Genomic DNA, 21,718 nt, shown 5'->3' on the forward strand with positions numbered 1-21,718 from the left:
CCTGGTGCAGAGCCGCCCGTGCCAACCACCGTCGATCGTCTGTCACTCAACGGAATTCGGGCAGATCGACGCGAACGGACGCACCGCGCGGCCTCGGCACGAACCGCACGCTGCCGCCGTGCACCGCGACGACGTCCGCCACGATCGCCAGCCCCAGGCCGGATCCGGGCAGGCCACGGGCGTCCGGCGCGCGCCAGAACCGTTCGAACGCCGAGGTCCTGTGCTCGAACGGCACACCGGGCCCCTCGTCGCTGACGGTCAGCCAGCCCGGCTTCGAGCGGACGGTGATCGTCGAGCTCGCCGGCGAGAACTTCACGGCGTTGTCGAGCAGGTTGAGCACGCTGCGTTCCAGCGCGCCGGCGTCGCCGACGATCGACCAGTCCGCGCGGTCGACGTCGAAGAGGTGGTCGTGGGCACGGCTGCGGGCGCGTGTCACGGCACGGTCGATCACCCCGGCCACGTCGACGGGTTCGCTGGCCAGCTCCCGGTCGTCCCGCGCGAGCACGACGAGCTCGGTGACCAGGTCGCTGAACTCCTGGCTCTGGGCCTGCAGGCGGTCGAGGACCTCGGCGCGCTGGGGCAACGGGCGGCCGGTGCGTTCGCTGCGCACCAGCAGGTCGATGTTGGTGCGCAGGCTGGTCAACGGCGTGCGCAGCTCGTGTGCGGCGTCGTTGACGAGATCTCGCTGGCGGCGGCGCGACTCGGCCAGGGCGGCGGTCATCGACGTGAACGCGCGGCCGAGCCTGCCCACCTCGTCCTGGCCGTCCACCGAGATCGGCGTGGTGAGGTCCTCGGTGCGCGCGATGTGCTCGGCGGCCTCGGTGAGGCGCTCCATCGGGGCCAGGGCGCGGCGGGTCAGCCAGAGTCCCGCACCGGCCACGAGCAGCACGCCGAAGATCGACACCGCGATCAGGACGCCGGCGAGCGTGGTCAGGGTGGTGTCGATCTCCGCGGTGCTGCGGCTCAGGATCAGCACGTCACCGTTGTCGATCGGCTGCAGCAGAACGCGTGCCTCGGCGCCGGACTCGGTCACGCCGTCGCGGAACGTCTGCGTCGTGACGAAGTCGGCGGCTGTGGTCACGACGGGGTCGACACCGGGCGGCGCGCAGCTCCGGCCGTCGGAGCTCAGGGTCTGGATGCCCTGCAGGACCTGCTTGAGCCCCTGCACGGGCACGCCCACGTCGCACCGGATGGTGATCCGAGGTGGCGGCATGCTCGCGAGCAACGACTTGTCGAGCTGCGAGCTGATGTTGTGCTCGGTGGCGAGCCACGTGACGACGCTGATCCCGGCGATCGCGACCGCCACGACGAACGCGGTGATCAGCGCGAGCCTGCTGCGCAGGAGAACCGGACGGCTCATGGTGACTCGCGCAGGATGAAACCCATGCCCCGCACGGTGTGCAGCAGGCGGGGACGGCCGCCCGACTCGGTCTTGCGGCGCAGGTAGCCGATGTACACGTCGAGCAGGTTGGTGCCCTGGTCCTTGCCCCACACGGCGTGCTTGAGGTGCTGCTTGGTCAGCAGCCGGTCCGGGTCGCCGAGGAACACGGCGAGCAGGTCGAACTCGGTCGGGGTCAGGTCGAGCCGTTCCCCGCCGCGCACGACCTCGCGCGCCCGCGGGTCCATCGTGAGGTCGGCGAACTGGAGCAGCCGGGGCGCCGGGCGGTGCCGGTTCTGCTTGAGCAACGCCCGGACGCGGGCCAGGAGCTCCTCCAGCGCGAAGGGTTTGACCAGGTAGTCGTCGGCGCCGGCGTCGAGGCCGGTGACCCGATCCCCCAGCGCGTCGCGGGCGGTGAGCATGAGCACGGGCAGGCGCTCCCCGGCGGCACGCAGGCGGCGGCAGGCCTCGGAGCCGTCCAGGTTGGGCATCATCAGGTCGAGGATCGCCAGATCGGCGTGGTGCACGAGCGGGAGCGCCTCGGCGCCGTCCGTGGCCGTGGTGACCTCGTAGCCCTCGAACTCGAGGCTGCGCCGCAGACTGTCCCGCACGTCCGGGTCGTCGTCCACCACGAGCAGTCTCATGCGAAGGACGGTAGAGCCGTTCGCTGTGAGCCAGCTGTGCATCCGCGCTCTCACGATTCTCTCAGCAGAAGCCAAGGCCGTTCTCACAGAACCGTCAGCAGGCTCGATCCCACAACGGTCACAGCTGTGTCCACTGTGGAATGGAGATGACATGGCGGTGAGCACCGCACAGGCGACCGCGACGGTCGACATCATGATCCCGGTCTACAACGAGGAACGCGCGCTGCCCGGCTGCGTCGAGGTGCTGCACGGGTTCCTGAGCGAGCAGTTCCCGTTCGACTGGTCGATCGTGGTCGTCGACAACGCGAGCACGGACCACACGCTCGAGGTCGCGGAGAAGCTGGCCTCGAAGTACGAACGGGTGCGCGTGCACCACCTCGACCGCAAGGGCCGCGGACTGGCGCTCAGGGAGTCGTGGGGTGCCAGCGAGGCGGCGGTCGTCGTCTACATGGACGTCGACCTGTCGACGGGACTCGACGGCTTGCTGCCGTTGGTCGCGCCGCTGCTCAACGGGCACTCGGACCTCGCGATCGGCTCACGGCTCGCGCCGGGTTCGCGCACCGTGCGCGGGCCGCGCAGAGAGCTGGTGTCGCGGGCCTACAACGCGTTGATCAGGCTCACGCACGGCGCCCGCTTCAGCGACGCCCAGTGCGGGTTCAAGGCCGCGCGCACCGAGGTCGTCCGGCCGTTGCTCGGTCAGGCGCGCGACGAGGCGTGGTTCTTCGACACCGAGCTGCTGCTCCTGGCCGAGCACAACGGCCTGCGCGTGCACGAGGTGCCGGTCGACTGGGTCGAGGACGTCGACAGCCGGGTCGACGTGGTCGGCACCGCGATCGACGACATCAAGGGACTGGTCCGCGTCGCTCGCGCCAAGGCCAACGGCACCGCACTGGTGAACGGGCTGCCGCGCCGGCCACTCCCCCGCGCGATCCACCCGGACGCCGTGCTGAGCCGCAGCGAGGGCGGGCTCTCCTGGCAGGTGCTGTCGTTCGCGGTGATCGGGGTGATCTCCACGCTCGCGAACCTGGCTCTGTACGGCGCTTTCCGGCTGTGGTGGCCGGTGCTGGTGGCGAACCTCGCCGCATTGGTGATCACGACGTTGTTCAACACGGAGGCAAACCGGCGCTTCACCTTCACGGCTCGCAACACCGGCCGCGGCAGAACACACCTGCAAGGCCTTGTGGTGTTCGGGCTCTACTACGCGTTCACATCGGCCGCGTTGCTCGTGTTGGACGCGGTCTCCGCCTCCCCCTCTCGCACCCTCGAACTGATGGTGCTGCTCGGCTCCTCCGCGCTGGGCACGGTGGGACGTTTCTTCCTTCTGCGGAGCTGGGTGTTCCGCCGCAACGACCGAGAGGACCGGGCATGACCGCCACTGCCGAGGTGGCAGTTCCTGCTGGCGAGACCCCGTCGGACCGCCCTTCCCGTTGGCCCGCTTGGGCTCTCGTGGCGATCTGCGTGCTGGCCGGTGTGCTGTACGTGTGGGCGATCGGCGCCGGCCAGGTCGGCAACTCCTACTACGCGGCGGCCGCGAAGTCGATGTCGACGTCGTTCACCAACTTCCTGTTCGGGTCGTTCGACCCGGCCGGGGTGGTGACCGTCGACAAGCCGCCGATGTCGTTGTGGCCGCAGGCCGTGTCCGTGTGGATCTTCGGGTTCCACGGGTGGGCGGTGCTGCTGCCGCAGGTGGTCGAGGGCGTCGCGGCGGTGTTCCTGTTGCACCGCACCGTCCGGCTGTGGGCGGGTGAGAACGTGGCGCTGCTCGCGGCGTTGATCTTCACGCTGACGCCGATCACCGTGGCGATCAACCGCGACAACAACCCGGACACGTTGCTGGTGCTGCTGCTCGTCGCTGCCGCCTACGCGTTCACGATGTCGGTCAAGGCCTCCGAGACCCGGCCGCGGACGAAGTGGTTGCTGTGGTGTGCTTTTTTCATCGGGTGCGGGTTCCTCACCAAGATGCTGCAGGCGTGGATCGTGGTGCCGGGGTTCGCCCTGGCCTATCTGGTCGGCACTTCCGGGGCGCTGAAGCGGCGGGTCCTCGACGTGCTCGGCGCCGGCGCGGTGCTCGTGGTGTCGTCGTTCTGGTGGGTGGCGCTGCACGCGTTCTGGCCTGGTGCCAAGCCGTACGTCGGCGGGAGCACGGACGGGGGCGCGTGGGACCTGATCATCGGCTACAACGGCCTCGGGCGGGTGTTCGGCGGCAGCGGCAACCGAGGTGGCGGCAGCATGCCGGTTCCCAGCGGGGCGGTGCCGACAGGACAGGGTCCGATGGAGTTCGGCGGGCCCGGTGGTGCGATGTTCGGCGGGCAGCCCGGTGCCACGCGGATGTTCGACGCCTCGGTCGGCGGGCAGATCTCGTGGCTGCTGCCGTTGTGCCTGCTGGTGCTGGCCGCCGTCGCGGTGGCGGGCGTGCTGCGGTGGCGGCGAGGGGTTCCCGGTGACGCGGCCGAGCGCGCGGGCTGGTTCCTGTGGGGTGGCTGGTTGCTGGTGACGGCGGCGGTGTTCAGCTTCGCGCAGGGCATCTTCCACCCGTACTACACGACGATGCTGGCGCCCGCCGTCGCCGCGATCAGCGCGGCCGGGATCGTGATGTTCTGGCGTGCCAGGAGTGTCGTGCGCTTCCTGCTGCCGGTCTCGGTCGTGATCACGGCCGGGTGGGCGTTCGTCGTGGTCTCGCGCGACACGTCCTGGCACGGCTGGACGCGCTGGGCGGTGCTCGGGGTCGCGGTCGTCGCCGTGGTCGTGCTCCTGGTCGGGCTGCACCGGGCCGGGCTGGTGGCCTCGGTCGTCGCGGTGCTGCTGGTGCCCGCCGTGTGGTCGACGGCCACCGCCGCGACGGCCAGTCCGAACGGCGTGATGCCCGCGGCCGGTCCGGCGCAACGGGAGGGCGGCATGATCTTCAGCGGCACGCGGCCGCCGGGCGGCAACCGGCCCGCTCGTCCACAGATCGGCATGATGCCCGGTGGGCGGGAGCTGACCGACGAGCAGAGGCGGATCCTCAGCTACGCCAAGGAGAACAGCGGCGGTGCGAAGATCACCCTCGCGGTCGCCGGGTCGGCGCAGATGGCCTCGCCGTTCATCATGAACTCCGACGAGGTCGTGATCGGCATGGGCGGGTTCTCCGGCTCGGACGACGCGCCGTCGGTCGACCAGCTGCAGGCCTGGGTGAGCAGTGGCGATCTCAAGTTCGTGCTCGGCGGTGGCGACCGGATGGGTGCCCGTGGTCCTGACGGCCGCGGCGACAACGGCCGTCAGGAGTGGATCGGCGCGCACTGCTCCGCAGTGGACCCGAGCGCCTACGGTGGCGGGTCCGGCCAGGAGCTCCTGGAGTGCCGCGCGTGAGGGTCAGGGCGCGAGTGCCCAGGCCTGCTGCGCGCTGGCCTTGCAGAAGGCGAGCCACCGGCTCTGCGTGGTGATCGCGCCGTCGGAGCCGGCACGGGCGAGGGCGGTGGAGGAGTTCGCCTGCGTCTGCGGGCCCCAGTCGCCGTCGATGCCCGTTGTGATGCCCCAGATGTACTGGCAGGCGGCCTGGACGAAGTAGGTCTGGGTCGCCGAGCCGGTGTTGAAGCTGGAGTCGCCGCTGCCCGAGATCGCGTTGTCGACGTGGGCGTGGTTGTGGTGCTCGGCGTTGTCCAGGTACGAGATGACGTGCCGGAAGTGGTGGTGCAGCGACGCCATCGTGCCCCAGTACCGGATCCGCGCGGTGCGCAGCGCGTCGCCGGTGGAGTTCTTCCACTGGTCGTAGCGGGCGTTGAAGGCGGTGAACGTCGCGCCCGTGTCGCGGTTCGTGATGAGCATGCGCGCGAGGTCGAACGCCCTGCCCTCACCGTGCATGCCGGACTTGTTCACGTACGCGCCGTACGAGTAGATCTTGTGCGGCGCGGTCCAGTGGTAGGGCGTCCAGTTGCGCCAGTGGACGTGCCACTGCTCCAGGCGGGAGTAGAAGCCCGCCTCGTAGCGGAACGACGTCGCGGCGCCGTTCACCTCGTAGAACGTCGGCTGCGAGTTGATCTCGCTGTGGGTGACGAGGGTCGCCGCGGAGGCGCTCCCGGTGCCGAGCAGAACCGCCGCTGAGCCCGCCACACCTGCGGCGAGGATGCTCCGGCGCGACATAGATCCGTCCATGCCCGGAGTCTTTCGCCGGGCATGGACGCGTTCCCTAGTCCTGAGGACAGTCTTCGACCTCGACCGGCACTTCCTCGCCGGCCTGCCGCAGTTCTTCGAGCACGCGGCGCACCTGCTCCTCGCTCGCACCGAACATGAAGCACATGTCCGCGACGGTAGGCCCGCCGCGCTTGCCGGGGCTTCTCGATTCCTGCTCGCTCTTCCGGTTTGGCGGGTTTTCGCGACCAACACGGGTGAAACTGCGGGCGAAATTTGCAGGCGCACGGCGCATCCAGGCTCGTGACGTGCTGGGATGCACCATGACTGATCGCGGCGACCGCATCGTGAGCGTGCTCGAGGAGGCCTTCGCCGGTCTCATGGCGGCCGACCCCGCCGCGTTCCGGCACAAGTTCCGCAAGATGGCGGCCGAGCCGTTCGCGTTCTACCGCGGCAGCGCGTGCCTGTTCTACGCCGACATGGCCGACCTGCCCGACGAGTGGGCCGACGAGCGCACCGGCCGCATCTGGATCCAGGGCGACCTGCACGCGCAGAACTTCGGCACGTACATGGACTCCGAGGGCACGCTGGTGTTCGACGTGAACGACTTCGACGAGGCCTACCTCGGCTCGTTCACGTGGGACCTGCGCCGCTTCGCCGCCTCGATGGCCCTGCTCGGCTGGCGCAAGGCCCTGCCCGACAGCGTGATCACGGACCTGATCCGCACCTACGTCGCCGCGTACGTCGCCCAGGTCCGCTCGTTCGCCGAGCACCCCGACGACGAGCTCTTCAGCCTCCGCCTCGACAGCACCGAGGGGACGCTGCACCGCGTCCTGCAGCGCGCCCGCCTCGCCACGCGGATCGGCCTGCTGGAGGAGAAGACCGTGATCGTCGACTACGAACGCCGCTTCCGCCGCGACCGCGAGGGCACCCACGAGCTGTCCGAGGACGTACTCGAGTCCGTCGCCCGCGCCTTCGCGTCCTACCTGGACACCATCCCGACCGGCAAGCGCGCATCGAGCCGCACCTACGCCGTGAAGGACGTGGTGGGCCGCAGCGGGTTCGGCATTGGATCGGCCGGCCTGCACGCCTACAACATCCTGGTCGAGGGTCGCTCCCAGGCGTTGGAGAACGACGTCGTGCTGTCGATGAAGCAGGCCAACGTCGCCGCGCCCAGCCGCATCGTCCCCGACGCCCGGATCCGCGACTACTTCACCGACCACGGCCACCGCACCGCCGTGTCGCAGCGGGCGCTGCAGGCGCACGCCGACCCGTGGCTCGGCCACACCGAGATCGACGGTGTCGGGTACGTCGTCTCCGAGCTCTCGCCGTACGAGGCGGACCTCGACTGGTCGGACCTGACCGAACCCGCCGACATGCTCCCCGTGCTCGGCTACCTGGGACGAGCCACCGCGAAGATGCACTGCGTGGCCGACTCGGACTCCTCTCAGACCCTCGTCGACTTCCAGTGCGAGGAGGCGATCGCGGCCGTCATCGGGGACCGGGACGAGGCCTTCACCGAGTCGATCGTCGAGTTCGCGCTCGACTACGCGCGGCAGACGCGGGAGGACCACCGGCTGTTCGTGGACGCGTTCCGGGACGGGCGGATCAAGGGCGTGGGTTCAACAGCCTGACCTGGACGGTGATTCCGCACAGCGGCGTGATTCAGACGACAATGCGCATATTCGTTAGATGGATACTCTGATGAATATGCGCATCCTCTTCTCGAGCGTCCCCCAGCACGGCCACCTGCTCCCCCTCTTCCCGCTCGCGCGGGCGTTCGAGGAACGTGGCCACGAGGTCGCCGTCCTCACCGCGGCCGGCATGGCGCCGGTGATCGAGGCGCAGGGGCTCGGGCACCTGCCGGCCGGACCGCTGCCGGACGTGCTGTTCGCCGAGGTCGCGCGCCGGACCGGTGCCGATCCGGCCGGCGCGCCCACGCCGGACTCGGTGGCGGAGTTCTTCGCCGGCACCCGGATCGACCTCACGGCGGACGAGGCGCTGGCCGCCGCGAAGGACTTCGAGCCGGACCTCGTCGTGGCCGAGCTGTGCGACTTCGTGGGGCCGTTGGTGGCCGCTGCCACCGGCACGCCGGTCGCGACCCTCGCGTTCGGGCCGCCGCTGCCGCCGGTGTTCACTGAAGCCATGGAAACCCTGGCGCGCACGCGGCACGAGGCGCGTGACCTGCCTTGGCAGCCGCGGAGGTGGCTGCTCGACACGTGGCCCGCGTCGATGCGCGCGGACGCGTGGCAGCGGCCTGAGGGCTGGCTGCCGCTGCGTCCCGAGGCGTTCCGGGAGCCCGGCGCGCCGTCCGCGACGCCGCCGGTGTCGGCACGGCCTCGGGTGCTGGTGACCTTCGGGACGTTCTTCGGCGACCCCGCGAAGCTCAGCCCGCTGCTGCGCGCGCTGTCCGCGGTGGACGCCGATGTCGTCGTGACGCTGGGCCTCGTGTCGAAGCCCGAGGAGTTCGACGTCGACCACGAGCGGCTCACGTTCGTCGGCTTCACGCCGATGGAGGACCTGCTCGACGGCGTGGACTTGGTGGTGACGCACGGCGGTGCGGGCACGACGTCGGCCGCGTTGATGAAGGGCGTGCCGCTGGTGGTGCTGCCGCAGGGTGCCGACCAGTTCTTGCAGGCCGAGAGGGTGGCCGCGGCGCGGGCCGGTATCGCGCTCGCTCCGGACGCGCAGACGCCTCAGGCGTTGGCCGCCGCGGTGCGCACGGTCCTCGGTGATGTGACCATCCGGGAGAACGTCACCACGATCGCGAAGGAGATCGCCGCCATGCCCGACGCCCACGAGGTGGCCGCGACACTGGAAAGCCGCCTGTGACGAGGCAGTACCGCTCTCCGCGCCGCGCGCAGGACGCCGCCGACACCCGTCGGGACATCCTGCGCGCGGCCACGGAGTTGTTCTCCGCCAACGGGTACGCGCGCGTCACGGTCGCGGAGATCGCCAAACGCGCGGGGGTGGCACCGCAGACGGTCTACTCGAGCGCGGGCAGCAAGTCCGAGATCCTGAACGAGGTCGTGAGCGAGTCCATCGCCCGGAGCGGTTCGGCCGCGGTCACGGAGGAGATCCGGCGGACCGAGGGCATCGCCGCCGCGCTCACGTTGCTGGCCAGGGGAACCCGGCTGTGCAACGAGAGCGAGCAGCAGGTCGTCGAGGTGCTGTTCGCGGCGATCCCCGCGCACGAGGACGGTGCCGCGCTCTGGGCGCACAGCACGGGCGGCTATCGGCTCGCGCTGCGGGACACCGCGCTTCACCTGCGGGACAAGGGACTGCTGAAGATCGACGTCGAGCGGGCCACGGACGTGCTGTGGTTCTGCTTCGGGTTCGGGGCGTGGCGAACTCTGGTCAGGGAGTGCGGGTGGTCGTGGGACGACGCCGAGAAGTGGCTGGCCCAGCAGGCCATCACCTCGTTCACCCACTGAGTCCCTAGCGGACGAGCCCGTGATGGCGGTTCGTCCACGCCGCGACGGCCGGGAGCACGTCCGTGATCCACTCGCGGGCGGCGGCCGTGAGTTCGTAGCGGGCCGCGCGGCGGAGCACGAAGCCGTTGTCCTGCAGCCGTTCCAGGGTGAGGATGACCTTCGGGCCGAGGAACGAGAGCAGCTCCTCCGCCGTCTTGGGGCCGTCGGACAGCGCGACGAGGACCTGCGGCAGCTGGTCGCTGCTCATCAGGTCCTGCAACGCGAGCAGGTGGTGCAGGGCCGCGGACTCCACCTTGCGCTCGGCGCCGAACGTGCTCGGGTCGTGCACCTGGACGCGGGCCCGGCCGGCTCGCTTGGCGCGTTGCAGGGCCGCGTCGGTGTCGCGGACCAGGTCGATCAGCGTGTCCTCGGGGGTCGGCACGTGTGACGCCACGCCGATGGACGCCGTCTGGCCGTGCAGGGTGACGTGGTAGCCGTCGTTCGTGGTGATCTCGGTCTGCAGTGCGCTGATGCCGCGCAGGATGCGTTCGGCCACGAGGGCCGCTTCTCCGCCCGTGGTGCGGGGCAGCAGCACGAGGAACTCATCGCCACCGTGGCGGCACACGAGGTCCGTCGGGCGCGTGTGAGTGGCCAGCACGGCGGCGACCTCGCTCAGCACCACGTCGCCCGCGGGGTGGCCGTAGTCGTCGTTGATCTTCTTGAAGCGGTCGAGGTCGATCATGAGCAGCGCGACCTGCTCCCATCGGCGCTGGGCTCGGCGGTACGTCGCGGGCGCTTGGTCGTCCCAGCCCCACCGGCCGAGGAGGCCCGTCAGGCGGTCAGTCGCCCACGCGCCAACGGGTTGTGCGCACGAGCCACAGCGAGAGGGTGCGCTTTCGTCGTGCAGGCGCAGAGAACCGTGGTCCACCGGCAGCCCCATACGCGCAGTCGTCATGAGTCCCCCCAGACTTCAGCTCTGACTGGCCCGATCTGCCCCTTTCAACTGAGGTGACGTCGTTCGGATCAAACGCGACACAACAGTGCAAGCGGCGGAGTGTGATCATAGGGCTACCGACAGGTGGATTCAACCCTTGTGATGCCATATGCTCTCTTGGTTCCACAGCAGTGGAAAGATCCCCGGGCCCTTGGTCGCTCCAGCGGAGGTGTGGCGTGAGGCCGTTCGCCGAGGTCCTCAACGAGCTGTGCACCAACCCGCCCGACGGCCGGGGCAAGGTGACCAACGTAGCGCTCGCCGCCGCCGTGAAGTCACGAGGCGGGGACATCGGGCACGGCTACATCTCGCAGCTGCGGCTCGGCGTGAAGGACAACCCGACGTGCCAGGCGATCGTCGACCTCGCCGGTGCGCTCGCCGTTCATCCCGCGGTGTTCCTCGGTGGGCGCCGTGAGCTGCACACGGCCGAACAACCCGGTTGGCGCCCAACGGCGGTGAGCACGCTCTTCGAAGCTGTGCACCCGCCGGACCGCGGCCCCTGGTCACCGGAGGAGGTCGCGACCGCGATCAGCTCGTCCGGCCAGTTCGGCAGCATCTCCGCCAGCTACATCCGCGAGCTCCTGAGCAACACCAGCGACAACCCGCGGCTCAAGCACATCCTCGGGCTGGCCGACCACTTCGGCGCCGACCCGGCGTACTTCTTCGACGACGACCTCGCGGCGCGCGTCGACTCGGAGCTGACGGACTTCCTGGCCCTGCGCGAACTCGGGGTCGTCGAGTTCGTCACCCGTCTGGCCGAACGCACGGGCGATCTGTCCCCACAGGCCAGGGCCGCTGCGGTAGAAGGGTTCCGGCAGGCGCTCGAGGTCGGCGAGGGCTGGTCGTTCCCCCTGAACAGCCGCCGCTCCTCCGCGGACCACACTTGATGACGACGCCGGCGTGAAGATCTCGGCCTGGACCGCTGCAGACGACATCGAGAGGAGGCGACGGGTGAACCGCAGGAAACTGCGCAAGCTGGTCGACGAGGTCGCCCGGGACCTCGGCCTGCCGCCCGACGCCACGCACCAGGAAGCCAGCCGCAGGGTCTGCGAGCTGATGAGCGAACGACTGGGGCGTGCCGTCGACGTCCGGTTCGCCGCCATCACGAACGCGGTCTGCCTGAGCGGTGCGACCGCGTTGCTCGAGAACGGCACGTACCTCGTCATCTGCGCGGACTCCCCGTCCTGGTACCACCGCCTGCACGTGCTGCTGCACGAGTTCGCGCACGTGTTGCTCAAGCATCAGCCCGTCGCGCTCACACGGGACGAAGGCATGCGCCGGCTCGCACCGCACCTGCTGCCGCGGATGGCGAAGATCATCGCTGGACGGACGACGCTGACCGAGGACGAGGAGCGCGAGGCCGAGAACCTCGCCGACCACCTGCTGGAAAGGCTGACGGAGCACCGGGTGTGGGCCGACACGGCCACCACCGAGGAGCCCGCGCACGTGCGGCGGGTGGCCGAGTCCCTCGAGGGAAGATCCCGCTGGGTGCGTCGTGGCGATCTTTAACCTGATCTACCTCTCGTGCGGCGTCGTCGGCCTGTTCCTCCTCGCGTACAAGATCCGCGCGCTGCGGTCGAGCTGGGGCAACCCCCGTGTCGTCGCGTTGATCTCCACCGTCTTCTTCTCGGCCTTCGCACTGCTCTTCGCGGCGCCCGCGAACATCAGCTGGATCAACCGGACGAGCGGCGTGCCGAACTTCGCCGCCCTGCTCGTCTACGGCCTCGTGGTCTGCTTCGCCGGGTCGGCGTTCGCGTTGGTGCTGTACTGGCGGTACCCGGCGGCCCAGGCATGGCAACGGGTCCGGCTGATCGTCGTCAGCTACAGCACGATCGTCGCCGCGATGGTCGTGCTGTTCTTCAAGTCCGAGGTCGGCGAGGAACGTCAGGTCGACTTCGACACGTTCTACGCCACACAGCCGACGATCGCGGTCTTCCTGTTCATCTACCTCGTCGCGACCGCGGTCGGCTGCGGTGGTCAGGCCTACCACTGCTGGCAGGGCTCGCGGGACGAGGCGATCTCCGCGCGGCCGTGGCTGCGTCTCGGGCTGCGCTGGTACTGCGCGGCGGCGTTGTTCCCCATGATGTTCGCGGTCATCAAGCTGTTCGTGCTGCTGATGGACTGGGCCGGTGAGCGCAGCTTCGACGTGCTGAGCACGACCGCGCCGCTGATGGCGTCGCTGTCGATGATCCCGCTGGTGATCGCGATGGCCCTGCCGGTCTTCGGGCCGCGCCGCCCGTCGCCCTCGCTGTGGGTGCGGCGCTGGCGCACGTACTTCGCGCTGCGGCCGTTGCACCGCGCGCTGGTGCACGTGAACCCCGGCATCGTGCTGGTGGCGCCGGGCAAGTTCCTCAACCCGCACCACCGCGTGCGCCGGCAGATCATCGAGCTCAACGACTGGCGCTGGGCGCTCACGCCGTACTTCGACCTGACCGTCGGCGAGGCCGCGAAGTCCCTGGCGCGCGAGGCCTCGCTGACCACCGACGAACTGGCCGCCGTCGTGGAGGCCGCCCAGCTGCGGGCCGCGGGCTCGTCCGACGGCCGCGCGCGGGAGCCGCAGCGCCGTCCCGCCTCGGTGATCGTCGACGGCACCGACCTCGCCGCCGAGCACGACCGGTGGGTCCGGATCTCGCGTGCGTACCAGCACTCGCCGATAGTCGACGCCGCCGTCGCCGACGCACGCGTGGCAGCAGCAGGGGGAATGGATTAGATGGCACCCACACACGCCGTGGTCCTCGGCGGTGGACTCGCGGGCATGCTCGCGGCGTCCGTCCTCGTCAAGCACATCGACGAGGTCACCGTGGTGGAGCGAGACAAGCTGCCGGACGGCCCGGCACCGCGTTCCGGCGTGCCCCAGGCCCGGCACGCGCACCTGCTGATGTCCGGTGGCGCGCGGGCGATCGAGACGGTGCTGCCCGGCACGCTGGACGCGCTGATCGCCGCCGGGGCGCACCGGGTCGGCGTGCCGAACGACCTGGTGTCGCTGAGCGCCCAGGGCTGGGTGCCGCGGTTCCCCGAGATGCAGTTCATCGTCTCGTGCAGCCGCACGCTGCTGGACTGGGTGGTGCGCCGCCAGGCGTTGCGGGACAACAAGATCTCGGTGCTGACCGGGACCGAGCCGGTGTCGTTGCTCGGCGACCGGGACGCGGTGACCGGGGTGCTGGTCGAGGACCGGATCTCGCGCACGCAGGTGACGCTGGAGGCGGACCTGGTCGTGGACGCGACCGGGCGCGGCTCGCGGCTGCCCGCGTGGCTGGCCGGGTTCGGGCTGCCCGAGGTGGCGTCCGAGAGCGTCGACTCCGGCCTCGCCTACGCCACCAGGATCTTCCAGGCACCTCCGACGGCGGCGTCCGGTTTCCCGATCGTCAACGTGCAGGCGAACCCGCGCGACCCGTTCCCCGGTTGCACGGCGACGCTGCTGCCGATCGAGGACGGCAAGTGGCTGGTGACGCTGTCCGGGACTCGCGGCGGTGAGCCGACGACCGACGAGTCGCAGTTCGTCGCGTTCGCCCGGTCGGTGCGCAACCCGGTCGTCGGTGAGCTGATCGCGTCGGCCGAGCCTCTGTCGCCGGTCTACGGGGCGCACGGCACCGCGAACCGGCGGATGTACTTCGAGCGCTTGAAGTCGTGGCCGCGCGGCCTGCTGGCGCTGGGCGACTCGGTGGCCACGTACAACCCCGTCTACGGGCACGGGATGTCGATCGCGGCGCAGAGTGCCCTGGTGCTGGACGACGGACTCGCGGCAGGGCACTCCGCGCAGCAGATCCAGCGCGGCATCGGCAAGGTGGTCGACGGGGCGTGGGCAATGGCCACCAACCAGGACATCCTCTATCCGGGGGCGGTCGGGAAGCCGTTGCCGCTGGCCGGGCGGGTGTTGCAGCGGTACGTGGACCGGCTGGTGCGCACGGCTACCACGGAGGCTCCGGTGACTCGGGCGTTCCTGGACGCGTTCACCTTGTCCGCTCCCATGGCCAAGCTGCTCAGTCCGCGGATGATCTGGGCGACGTTGCGAGGACCGCGCTCGGAGTCGCCGGAGCCGACCCTGACCGCGGACGAACGGGATCGGGTCACGTCCGCGGAGTGAAGTCCGCGCTCTGCACGTAGGCCATGGCCTCGACGAACGCCGGGTCGGTCATCCTGGCGTTCATCTCCTCCTCGGTGGGCTGCACGATCCGCTGGTGGAGCCACCACAGGTTGCCGAACGGGTCGGCGAAGCGGCTGACCCGATCACCCCAGAACAGCTCGGTGGGTTCCGTGACGATCCTGCTGCCCCTGGCGACCGCGCGTTTCAGCGTGGTCGCGTCGTCGGCGACGTAGAGGCGCAGGAACGCGGGCGTGGACGGCCAGTTCGGCACGTCGAAGAGCATCACGACCGAGTCGCCGATGCGGACCTCGGCGTGGCCGATCTGTGGTGCCTCGCCGACGCGGCCCAGTTCGGTCGCGTCGAACACGTCCGTGATGAAGTCGATCAGCTCGGCCGTCCGGCCTCGGGTGATCAGCCACGGCGTCACGGTGTGGTAGCCCTCGGGCACTACGTTCATCTGGTCTCCCCTTTGCTCGTCGGGACGACCGTATGGCGCATGTAGGACGGGTTCGGTCCTAGTTCTGGGCTAGCTTCTCGGCATGAGTGATGCGGCTCGGTTGTTGCGCCTGTTGTCGTTGCTGCAGACACCGCGCGAGTGGCCCGGCAGCGAGCTCGCGGTCCGGCTGGAGGTCACGCCGCGGACGGTGCGGCGGGACGTCGACCGGTTGCGCGACCTCGGGTACCCCGTCGAGGCCTCGATGGGGGTGCTCGGCGGCTATCGGCTCGTCGCGGGCACGGCCATGCCGCCGCTGCTGCTCGACGACGAGGAGGCCGTCGCGATCGCGGTCGGACTGCGCACCGCCGCCCGGCAACCGGTGGCGGGCATCGCCGAGGCGTCGTTGCGCGCGCTGGCGAAGCTCCAACAGGTGCTGCCGCCACGGCTCGCTCGGCGGGTCTCGTCGCTCACGTCGGCCACCGCGACCGGGCCGGCCTCGTTCGCCTCGCTGGTCGACCCCGGCCAGCTGACGGTGATCGCCGGCGCGATCGCCGCTCGCGAGCGGGTGCGGTTCGGGTATGTGGCCAACGAGAACGTCGTGTCCAAGCGGCACGTGGAGCCCATTCAGCTGGTAGCGCTCGGCCGGCGCTGGTACCTCCTCGCCTTCGACGTGGAACGGGACGACTGGCGGATCTTCCGGCTGGACCGGGTGTCGGCCGCGCTGGCCACCGGGGCTCGCTTCACACCCCGCGTGCCGCCTGGCGGGGACGCGACGGAGTTCGTCACGCGCAAGATGTACGACTCCGCGCCCACCTTCCGGGCCCGTGTGACCCTGCGGTTGCCGGTGGAGCTGGCTCGGGCCCGGCTGGCGGACTTCGCCGGCGAACTGGTCGCTGTCGATGACGGGGCTTGCTCGTGGCACAGCGTCGAGGACACCGTGGACTACCTGGCGTTCCGGCTGACCTTGCTGGGGTGCGACTTCGTGGTGCACGGGCCCGATGAGCTGGTGGAGCACCTGCGGGGGCTGGGCGAGCGGATCAGCCGGGCCGTGGGGTGAGCGGGACAGGCCCGCCCCGGGTGAGCTGAGCCGGGTGAGCTGCCGGGCGACGGTGGCGGGGAGAACGGCGAGCCGCGGTGGCCGGCGAGGGTGAGGCACCGGCCACCGCCGCGGCCCGTCACCCGCCTGGCGGCCCCGCTCTCACCCCCAGCACCGGCTGCCCGCCCACCACCCCCTCGTAGGACCTGTCCCACGGCCAGCGCCCCGACTCATCGGCGTGCACGAGCTGCAGGGCCTCGATGCCCTCGCCGTACAGCCGCGCGGACACCAGCAGATGGGCCCAGGGGCGGGCCACGCGCACCACCTCCAGCAGCGGGCCGCCGGGCACGGTGAAGCGGTGGCCCGGGGCCGGCAGGCCGCTGTGCACCAGGTGTTCCGCCATGTCGTCCAGCAGGCGGCCCGCCTCCAGGACGGCCATGCCCGTCACCACCAGCTCCGGGAGGCCCCTCGGGGTCAGGCCCACCGTGTACGCCCACGGCGGGTGGGCTCGGTCCCGTTCTATCGCCTGGACGGCCCAGCCCCGGACGTCGATGCAGCGGCGCAGGGTGGCCAGGTGTTCCTGCATGCGGTCGGCGGGGTGGTCGCAGTCCCAGCACATGGTGGTCTCCTCGGATCGGTGGTGGATCCAGTGTGCCGAGGAGCACCGACAAGATCGTTTGAGCAGTTCGTTGACAGAAAGTGGACAAACGATCTGTGGGCCGTCTGGATCGTTAATCTGCGACGCACGGAGGATCGTGCATGCGCCAACGAACGCCTTTCATCGCGTTGGTCGCGGCTGTGCTCGTCGCGGCCGCGGGCAGTGTGATGTCATTCGCGTCCGCCGCGAAGCGCCTGTCCGCGCTGGAGGTCCGCCACGGCGAACCCACCGCGGGAGAGCGGAACCAGTCAGGACCGGAAGTCGCCGCAGATTCGTCCACAAAGGACCGCTCAGCTGCTCGGAGCTGCGGGGACTGAATGCACTTCGAACCCGGCACTCCTCTCGCGGACGCGGTCAAGGCCGCCAGGTCCGCCGCGCTGCGCGGCAACGTCCTCGGCGTCGACCTCGCCTACCGGAGGGCCGCGAAGATCAGTCCGGCCGTCGCCCACGACCACTGCGCGACGCTGCTCGAGCTCGGGGCCATCGCCAAGGCCGGGCAGCGGTGCGACGAGTACCTGATCGCCGGCAACGACACCGGGCTGCGCATCCTCCGGGCCCAGATCCGCAGTGCCGCAACGGATCACGTCGCGGCCGAGCAGGACGTGCGGGAGCTGCGCAAGCTCAAGCTCACCGAGCTGGAACAGGCCCGGCTCGCCAGGGTCGCCGCGCTGGCCGCCGCCGACCGCTACGACTACCCCACCGCGGAGAGCGAGCTCGACGCCGCCGAACGCCACTTCCGCCGTGCCGGACGACCCGAGCACCTCGAGCACATCGGCAGGGACCGGCTGCTGCTGGACGTGCGCCGGGGCACGCGCGTGTCGCGGCTGCGCGGCAGGGCTCCCCACACGCCGGCCGAGTTCCTGCAGCACGCCGCCGCCCTGCGCCGCGAGGTCCGGTACGAGGAAGCACTGGCGTTGATGACCAGGTGCGTCACCAGCTACCAGATCGAACCCACGCTGAGGTTCGCCGTCCTGTACGAGCTGACGGTGCTGCTCGTCATGACCAGGCAGGCGGGCACGGCACGCAGACTTTTCCCGCTGCTGGCCGCCACGGCCGGTCCGGAGGTGATCTCGCAGCTGCCGGACGCCACCCGCGCGCTCCGGCCCGAACGCCGCCTCACCCACGTGCGCCGCCTGATCGCCGAGGACGAGCTGCTCAAGGCGGAAGGCATGCTGGGCGAGGGGAACTCGCCGCTGTGGCATCTGACCGCCGCCGAGCTCGCCTATGCGCAGGGCCGGCTCGAACAGGCCGCGCGGCACTTCGAGATCGCGAGCAGGGCCGACCACGCCGAGCTCACCGCGCTGGCGCTGCGCAAGCTCGGCGACACGTTCGCCGACGCGGGTCACGAGGACCTGGCCGCCCGGCACTGGGCCGAGTCGCACCGCGTCGAGGAGTCCCTCGCGGACCACCGGGACAGCCCCAGCGTCCGGCTGCGGATGCTGCGCACGGCCCCCGACGTGCGGGACGGCCGGGTGCGCGCGGCGGCCAGGCGGGCCCGGCGCGACGGCGGCAAAGCGCTGGCGGGGCTGGTGGTCGCCGTCGAGGCGGCCAGGCGACCGCCGCGCGACCTCCCCGGCCTCGCCGCCCTCGCGGCGGCCCGGTGCTGGCTCGCCGGGACGACGAGGCACCTGCCGCGCGACCAGGTCGTGTGGATGACGCACGCGACACCGGACCAGCTCCACCACGTGATCATCGGCCGCAAGGTCACGCACGTCACGACCTCGGTCCACATCGGCGACCTCACCGACACGGTCCGCCGGCTCAGGGCGTGGAAACCCAAGTACGACAAGGCGATTCTCGGCGCGCTGCTCACCGAGCTGGCCGGTCTGACCGGCCTCGCGGACGTCGTCGCGGCCCTGCCTCCCAGGACGCGCAGGATCGTCGTGGTGGCGGACGACGTGTTCGCGGACGTCCCTCTCGCCGGTCTGCCCGTCCCCGGCACGACCCTCTTCCTCGGCACCACCTACGCGCTCTCCACGCTGCCGAGCCTGTCCGCGCTGAGACCTCTGCAACGCAGCTCCCGCAAGCAAAGGGGCGACGAGGCGACGGTCTGCACGACAGCCTCCGGGCTGCACCGAACTCTCGCAGAAGGCCAAGCCCAACGCATCCGCATCGACGCCCATGGCGCACACGACCGCATGAACCCCGCACAGTCGTGGCTGCAGTTCCCCGACGAACGGGTGTCCGCGGAAGCGTTGGGAAGGCTGGACTTCGGCGTGTGCGGCACGGTCGTGCTCGGCGCCTGCGAGCCCGGCATCGTCCGCGCGGCACGGACGGCGGGGGCGGGCGCGGTCGTCTCCGCCCGCTGGCAGCCCGACGGGGAGACTGCGCGCAAGGTGCTCGACGCGTTCGACCGCCATCTGACCCGGCTTCCCCGAGATCGCGCTCTGCAGCACGCACTACGAGAAGTCGCCGATCGGCACCCGGCCGACTGGGCGTGCTGGTCCCTGCACGGTGACGCGGGCCATCAGACCTCAGCGGGCCCGCTGCGCAGAAGACTGAGGAAGAACGGAGACCCCGTGCCGCTCGAAACCCGCCCCAAGGTGTTCCTGTCGTTCGCCGGCAAGGACCGCGCACACGCCGAGCAACTCCGTGCCGAGCTGGAGTCCCGCAACGTCAACGCCTACCTGGACGAGAACGAGAGCGCGCCCGGCGGCAACGCCGCCACTGCCATCGACGAGGCCCTGGCCACCTCGGACTACTACGTCCTGCTGTGGTCGGCGAACACCCCTCAGCGCGAGCTGGCCGCGACGGAGTGGACGGCGGCGTTCAACCTGGAGATGACCCGCCGCCGCGCCTTCCTCTTCATCGTGCGGCTCGACGAGGAACCGCTGCCGCCGCTGCTCGCACCGCGCAAGCACATCGACCTCGTGGACGCCGCCGACCGCCTCGTCGCGATCTGGCGCTCGGACCGCAAGTCGGAGCTTCCCGTGTTCCCCCAACCGGTCCCGCCGAAGCCGGACGGTCCGACCGTCGCGATCTCGGTGCGCAGCCACGACCTCGGCACCACGCACGTCGTGATGACACCGCTGCACCTCACCGGCGCCTCGCTCTACCAGGCGGTGTTCGCCGCGATGCAGCTGCCGACCGAGCAGGTCACGTTCGACGGCACGATCGGGATGCGGTTCACCTACGAGCTGTACCAGCAGAACGAACCGATCCCCACCGACGAGTCCACTGTGGAGCTGGCGTCGGACGTGGTGGACATCGCCGTGCGCGTCGAGTCGTACGGCGGACGCGCCGCGCACAACACCAAAGAACTCCACCAGGACGAGGAGCTCGACGAGGGCTTGGACGTCGACCAACAACGCATGCTGCTGGTCGCCGCCTTCCGCCACCTGCTCCCCTAGCCTCCGATCGGGTGAACTCCCTTCGCTTCGTCAGCCTTCGCTGGTGTCAACGCCTGTAACCGGTGAAGGTCGCCCTCGGGCGGTGAACGACACGAGCGGACGCTGAAGGGAAGGCCGTTGAGCGCACCGGATCTGGGCTTCGCGGAGTTCTTCCGCCGATGCCGGCCCGTGGTCACCAAGACGCTCACGGCCCTGAGCTGCGACAACCGTGTGGTCGACGACATCGCGCAGGACGCGTTGCTGATCGCACGGCACCGATGGAGCGACATCCACGCGTACGACAAACCCGAGGCGTGGGTGCTCAAGGTCGCGATACGGCTCATGCGACGGCGGCAGCAGCACGACCACGAGACGCCACTGGCCGAGGTGCCGGACGTCGTGCAGCCGGATTTCGAAGCACCGGAAGCCGACGCGTTGCACGCCGCGTTGCGCGAGCTCTCCCCCAGACACCGCGAGACCGTGGCGCTGCACCACCTGCTCGGGTACTCGGTCAGCGAGATCGCCGCCGTGCTGCTGGTCGGCGAGTCGACCGTGCGCACGCATCTCACCCGCGGCCGCGCCGAGCTGCGGCGGATCCTCGGAGGCAGTGATGAGTGAGCTGCTGGACCGGTTCGAGCTCGACGAGGCCGTCGAGCACCAGTACCGCCTGGGCGAGGCCGCGGAACGGGCCGGGCGGCTGGGCGAGGCCGCCGTGCACTTCCGGGTCGCCGCCGACCAACGCCTCGGTGACGCCGCCGTGCGACTGGCGCGCGTCCTGTTCGTGCTCGGGGAGAAGGCCGAGGCCACGCGGTGGTGCCGGGCCGCCGTGGCGGACGGGTTCCCCGAGGCCGAGGAGCTGGTCCGGGCGGACTCCGATGCACATCAACGGTTTCTGGAGCACGCGGCCCGGATCATGGTCGGCGCGCCGACGTTCGACTGGGTGCCGTCCGGGATGCCGGCCCGCCGCATCTCCGCCGAGGTGATCGCGACGCGCACTCGGGCGTTGCGCGCGCTGGACCGGCAGTACGGCGGAATCGCCTGCCACACCGCGGTTCTGGAGCACCTGGCCGACGTCGAACCGATGATCGTCGTCGACGACTCCACGTGGACCGCCGTCGCCGAGGTCTGCGAACTGGCGGGCTGGACGGCGTTCGACAGCGGCCGGCCCGGTGCGGCGCTCCCGCACTTCGCCCACGCGCTGACGCTGGCGCGGCAGGCCGAGAACGAGGCGCTGATCGCGTCCGTCCTGACGCGCGCCGGGCGGATGTTCCTGCACCACAACGCACCTGACGACGCGTTGAAGGCTTTCCAGCTCGGTCTCGTGGCGGCGCACAACGCGTGGGCCGACCGATGCGCGCTGGACGACCCACCGCAGGCCATCGCCGCGTTGACGACAAAGGTCGGCACATACGGCGAGGGCCGGGCGCGCACACTCGCGCTGACCGCGTTGGCCCGCAACCATCTCGCGCTGGGCGACGTCGCCTCGGCCACCGAGTTCGCCGGGGATGCCGTGGCGTCAGCGAGGAACCTGCGGTCGAGCCGCGCCGACGACCAACTGCGCCGGCTGGCCAGAGAAGCCCGCGCGGCCGGCGCATCCGTGCTGGCAGAGCAGGTTTCGGCCGGTTTCGCGCGGTAAGGATGGCGC

The 21,718-nt window shown here is 70.6% G+C and carries 19 protein-coding genes; 13 read left to right on the plus strand and 6 right to left on the minus strand.

Annotation, left to right across the window (positions count from 1 at the left end; genetic code table 11):
• Positions 1-46 precede the first annotated feature (46 nt).
• Together ACWF7A_RS26015 and ACWF7A_RS26020 are read right to left on the minus strand one after the other, a co-directional pair.
• Positions 47-1,360: a HAMP domain-containing sensor histidine kinase gene (locus ACWF7A_RS26015; RefSeq protein WP_452253099.1), complete on the minus strand. Its 1,314-nt coding sequence runs from the start codon at positions 1,358-1,360 to the stop codon at positions 47-49.
• The gene (locus tag ACWF7A_RS26020; RefSeq protein WP_452253100.1) at positions 1,357-2,022 is read right to left on the minus strand and encodes a response regulator transcription factor; all 666 of its coding nucleotides are present in this window, start codon (positions 2,020-2,022) and stop codon (positions 1,357-1,359) included. Before ACWF7A_RS26020 ends, ACWF7A_RS26015 begins: the two co-directional genes overlap by 4 nt.
• A 151-nt stretch (positions 2,023-2,173) precedes the next feature.
• Between ACWF7A_RS26020 and ACWF7A_RS26025 the strand changes: the two genes are divergently transcribed.
• Positions 2,174-3,391 (plus strand): glycosyltransferase, encoded by a 1,218-nt coding sequence (locus ACWF7A_RS26025; RefSeq protein WP_452253101.1) that lies wholly within the window; start codon positions 2,174-2,176, stop codon positions 3,389-3,391.
• Positions 3,388-5,367, plus strand: coding sequence for an ArnT family glycosyltransferase (locus tag ACWF7A_RS26030; RefSeq protein WP_452253102.1), 1,980 nt, complete (start codon positions 3,388-3,390; stop codon positions 5,365-5,367). Before ACWF7A_RS26025 ends, ACWF7A_RS26030 begins: the two co-directional genes overlap by 4 nt.
• Before the next feature lie 3 nt (positions 5,368-5,370).
• Here the strand turns inward: ACWF7A_RS26030 and ACWF7A_RS26035 are convergent, their stop codons facing one another.
• Complete coding sequence (locus tag ACWF7A_RS26035) at positions 5,371-6,150, minus strand: hypothetical protein (RefSeq protein ID WP_452253103.1); 780 nt, start codon at positions 6,148-6,150, stop codon at positions 5,371-5,373.
• Positions 6,151-6,449: 299 nt separating this feature from the next.
• Here ACWF7A_RS26035 and ACWF7A_RS26040 point away from each other — a divergent pair, with 299 nt between their 5' ends.
• From ACWF7A_RS26040 to ACWF7A_RS26050, 3 genes are all read left to right on the plus strand, one after another.
• Entirely contained in the window at positions 6,450-7,760 is a 1,311-nt protein-coding gene (locus ACWF7A_RS26040; RefSeq protein ID WP_452253104.1) for a DUF2252 domain-containing protein, read from the plus strand.
• Positions 7,761-7,836: 76 nt separating this feature from the next.
• Positions 7,837-8,958, plus strand: a complete 1,122-nt coding sequence (locus ACWF7A_RS26045; protein ID WP_452253105.1) for a glycosyltransferase — start codon at positions 7,837-7,839, stop codon at positions 8,956-8,958.
• A complete protein-coding gene (locus ACWF7A_RS26050; protein WP_452253106.1) occupies positions 8,955-9,560 on the plus strand; it encodes a TetR/AcrR family transcriptional regulator in 606 nt (201 codons plus the stop codon). The genes ACWF7A_RS26045 and ACWF7A_RS26050 overlap by 4 nt, the downstream gene beginning before the upstream one ends.
• 4 nt (positions 9,561-9,564) lie before the next feature.
• Here the strand turns inward: ACWF7A_RS26050 and ACWF7A_RS26055 are convergent, their stop codons facing one another.
• Entirely contained in the window at positions 9,565-10,494 is a 930-nt protein-coding gene (locus tag ACWF7A_RS26055; protein WP_452253107.1) for a diguanylate cyclase, read from the minus strand.
• A gap of 215 nt (positions 10,495-10,709) precedes the next feature.
• On the opposite strand from ACWF7A_RS26055, the gene ACWF7A_RS26060 reads away from it, so the two are divergent.
• The 4 genes from ACWF7A_RS26060 to ACWF7A_RS26075 all read left to right on the plus strand — a co-directional run bounded on the left by ACWF7A_RS26060 (position 10,710) and on the right by ACWF7A_RS26075 (position 14,614).
• The gene (locus ACWF7A_RS26060) at positions 10,710-11,417 is read left to right on the plus strand and encodes a hypothetical protein (protein WP_452253108.1); all 708 of its coding nucleotides are present in this window, start codon (positions 10,710-10,712) and stop codon (positions 11,415-11,417) included.
• Between the two features lie 64 nt (positions 11,418-11,481).
• Complete coding sequence (locus tag ACWF7A_RS26065; protein ID WP_452253109.1) at positions 11,482-12,039, plus strand: hypothetical protein; 558 nt, start codon at positions 11,482-11,484, stop codon at positions 12,037-12,039.
• A complete protein-coding gene (locus ACWF7A_RS26070; protein ID WP_452253110.1) occupies positions 12,026-13,240 on the plus strand; it encodes an MAB_1171c family putative transporter in 1,215 nt (404 codons plus the stop codon). Before ACWF7A_RS26065 ends, ACWF7A_RS26070 begins: the two co-directional genes overlap by 14 nt.
• Entirely contained in the window at positions 13,241-14,614 is a 1,374-nt protein-coding gene (locus ACWF7A_RS26075; protein WP_452253111.1) for an NAD(P)/FAD-dependent oxidoreductase, read from the plus strand. It abuts the gene before it with no gap.
• Here ACWF7A_RS26075 and ACWF7A_RS26080 read toward each other — a convergent pair.
• Positions 14,598-15,071: a VOC family protein gene (locus tag ACWF7A_RS26080; protein ID WP_452253112.1), complete on the minus strand. Its 474-nt coding sequence runs from the start codon at positions 15,069-15,071 to the stop codon at positions 14,598-14,600. The genes ACWF7A_RS26075 and ACWF7A_RS26080 overlap by 17 nt on opposite strands.
• A gap of 82 nt (positions 15,072-15,153) precedes the next feature.
• Here ACWF7A_RS26080 and ACWF7A_RS26085 point away from each other — a divergent pair, with 82 nt between their 5' ends.
• Positions 15,154-16,107, plus strand: coding sequence for a helix-turn-helix transcriptional regulator (locus ACWF7A_RS26085; protein ID WP_452253113.1), 954 nt, complete (start codon positions 15,154-15,156; stop codon positions 16,105-16,107).
• A 118-nt stretch (positions 16,108-16,225) separates the two neighbouring features.
• Here ACWF7A_RS26085 and ACWF7A_RS26090 read toward each other — a convergent pair whose 3' ends face one another.
• Entirely contained in the window at positions 16,226-16,705 is a 480-nt protein-coding gene (locus ACWF7A_RS26090; protein WP_452253114.1) for a DUF4262 domain-containing protein, read from the minus strand.
• Positions 16,706-17,061: 356 nt separating this feature from the next.
• Between ACWF7A_RS26090 and ACWF7A_RS26095 the strand changes: the two genes are divergently transcribed.
• From ACWF7A_RS26095 to ACWF7A_RS26105, 3 genes are all read left to right on the plus strand, one after another.
• Entirely contained in the window at positions 17,062-20,094 is a 3,033-nt protein-coding gene (locus ACWF7A_RS26095; protein WP_452253115.1) for a TIR domain-containing protein, read from the plus strand.
• A 117-nt stretch (positions 20,095-20,211) separates the two neighbouring features.
• Positions 20,212-20,691 carry an RNA polymerase sigma factor gene (locus ACWF7A_RS26100; protein ID WP_452253116.1) on the plus strand — a complete coding sequence of 160 codons (480 nt, stop codon included), beginning with the start codon at positions 20,212-20,214 and terminating at the stop codon, positions 20,689-20,691.
• On the plus strand, positions 20,684-21,709 hold the full coding sequence (locus ACWF7A_RS26105; protein WP_452253117.1) for a tetratricopeptide repeat protein: 1,026 nt from the start codon (positions 20,684-20,686) through the stop codon (positions 21,707-21,709). The genes ACWF7A_RS26100 and ACWF7A_RS26105 overlap by 8 nt, the downstream gene beginning before the upstream one ends.
• Positions 21,710-21,718 lie beyond the last annotated feature (9 nt).

The sequence above is a fragment of the Lentzea sp. NPDC055074 genome (genome assembly GCF_053608005.1).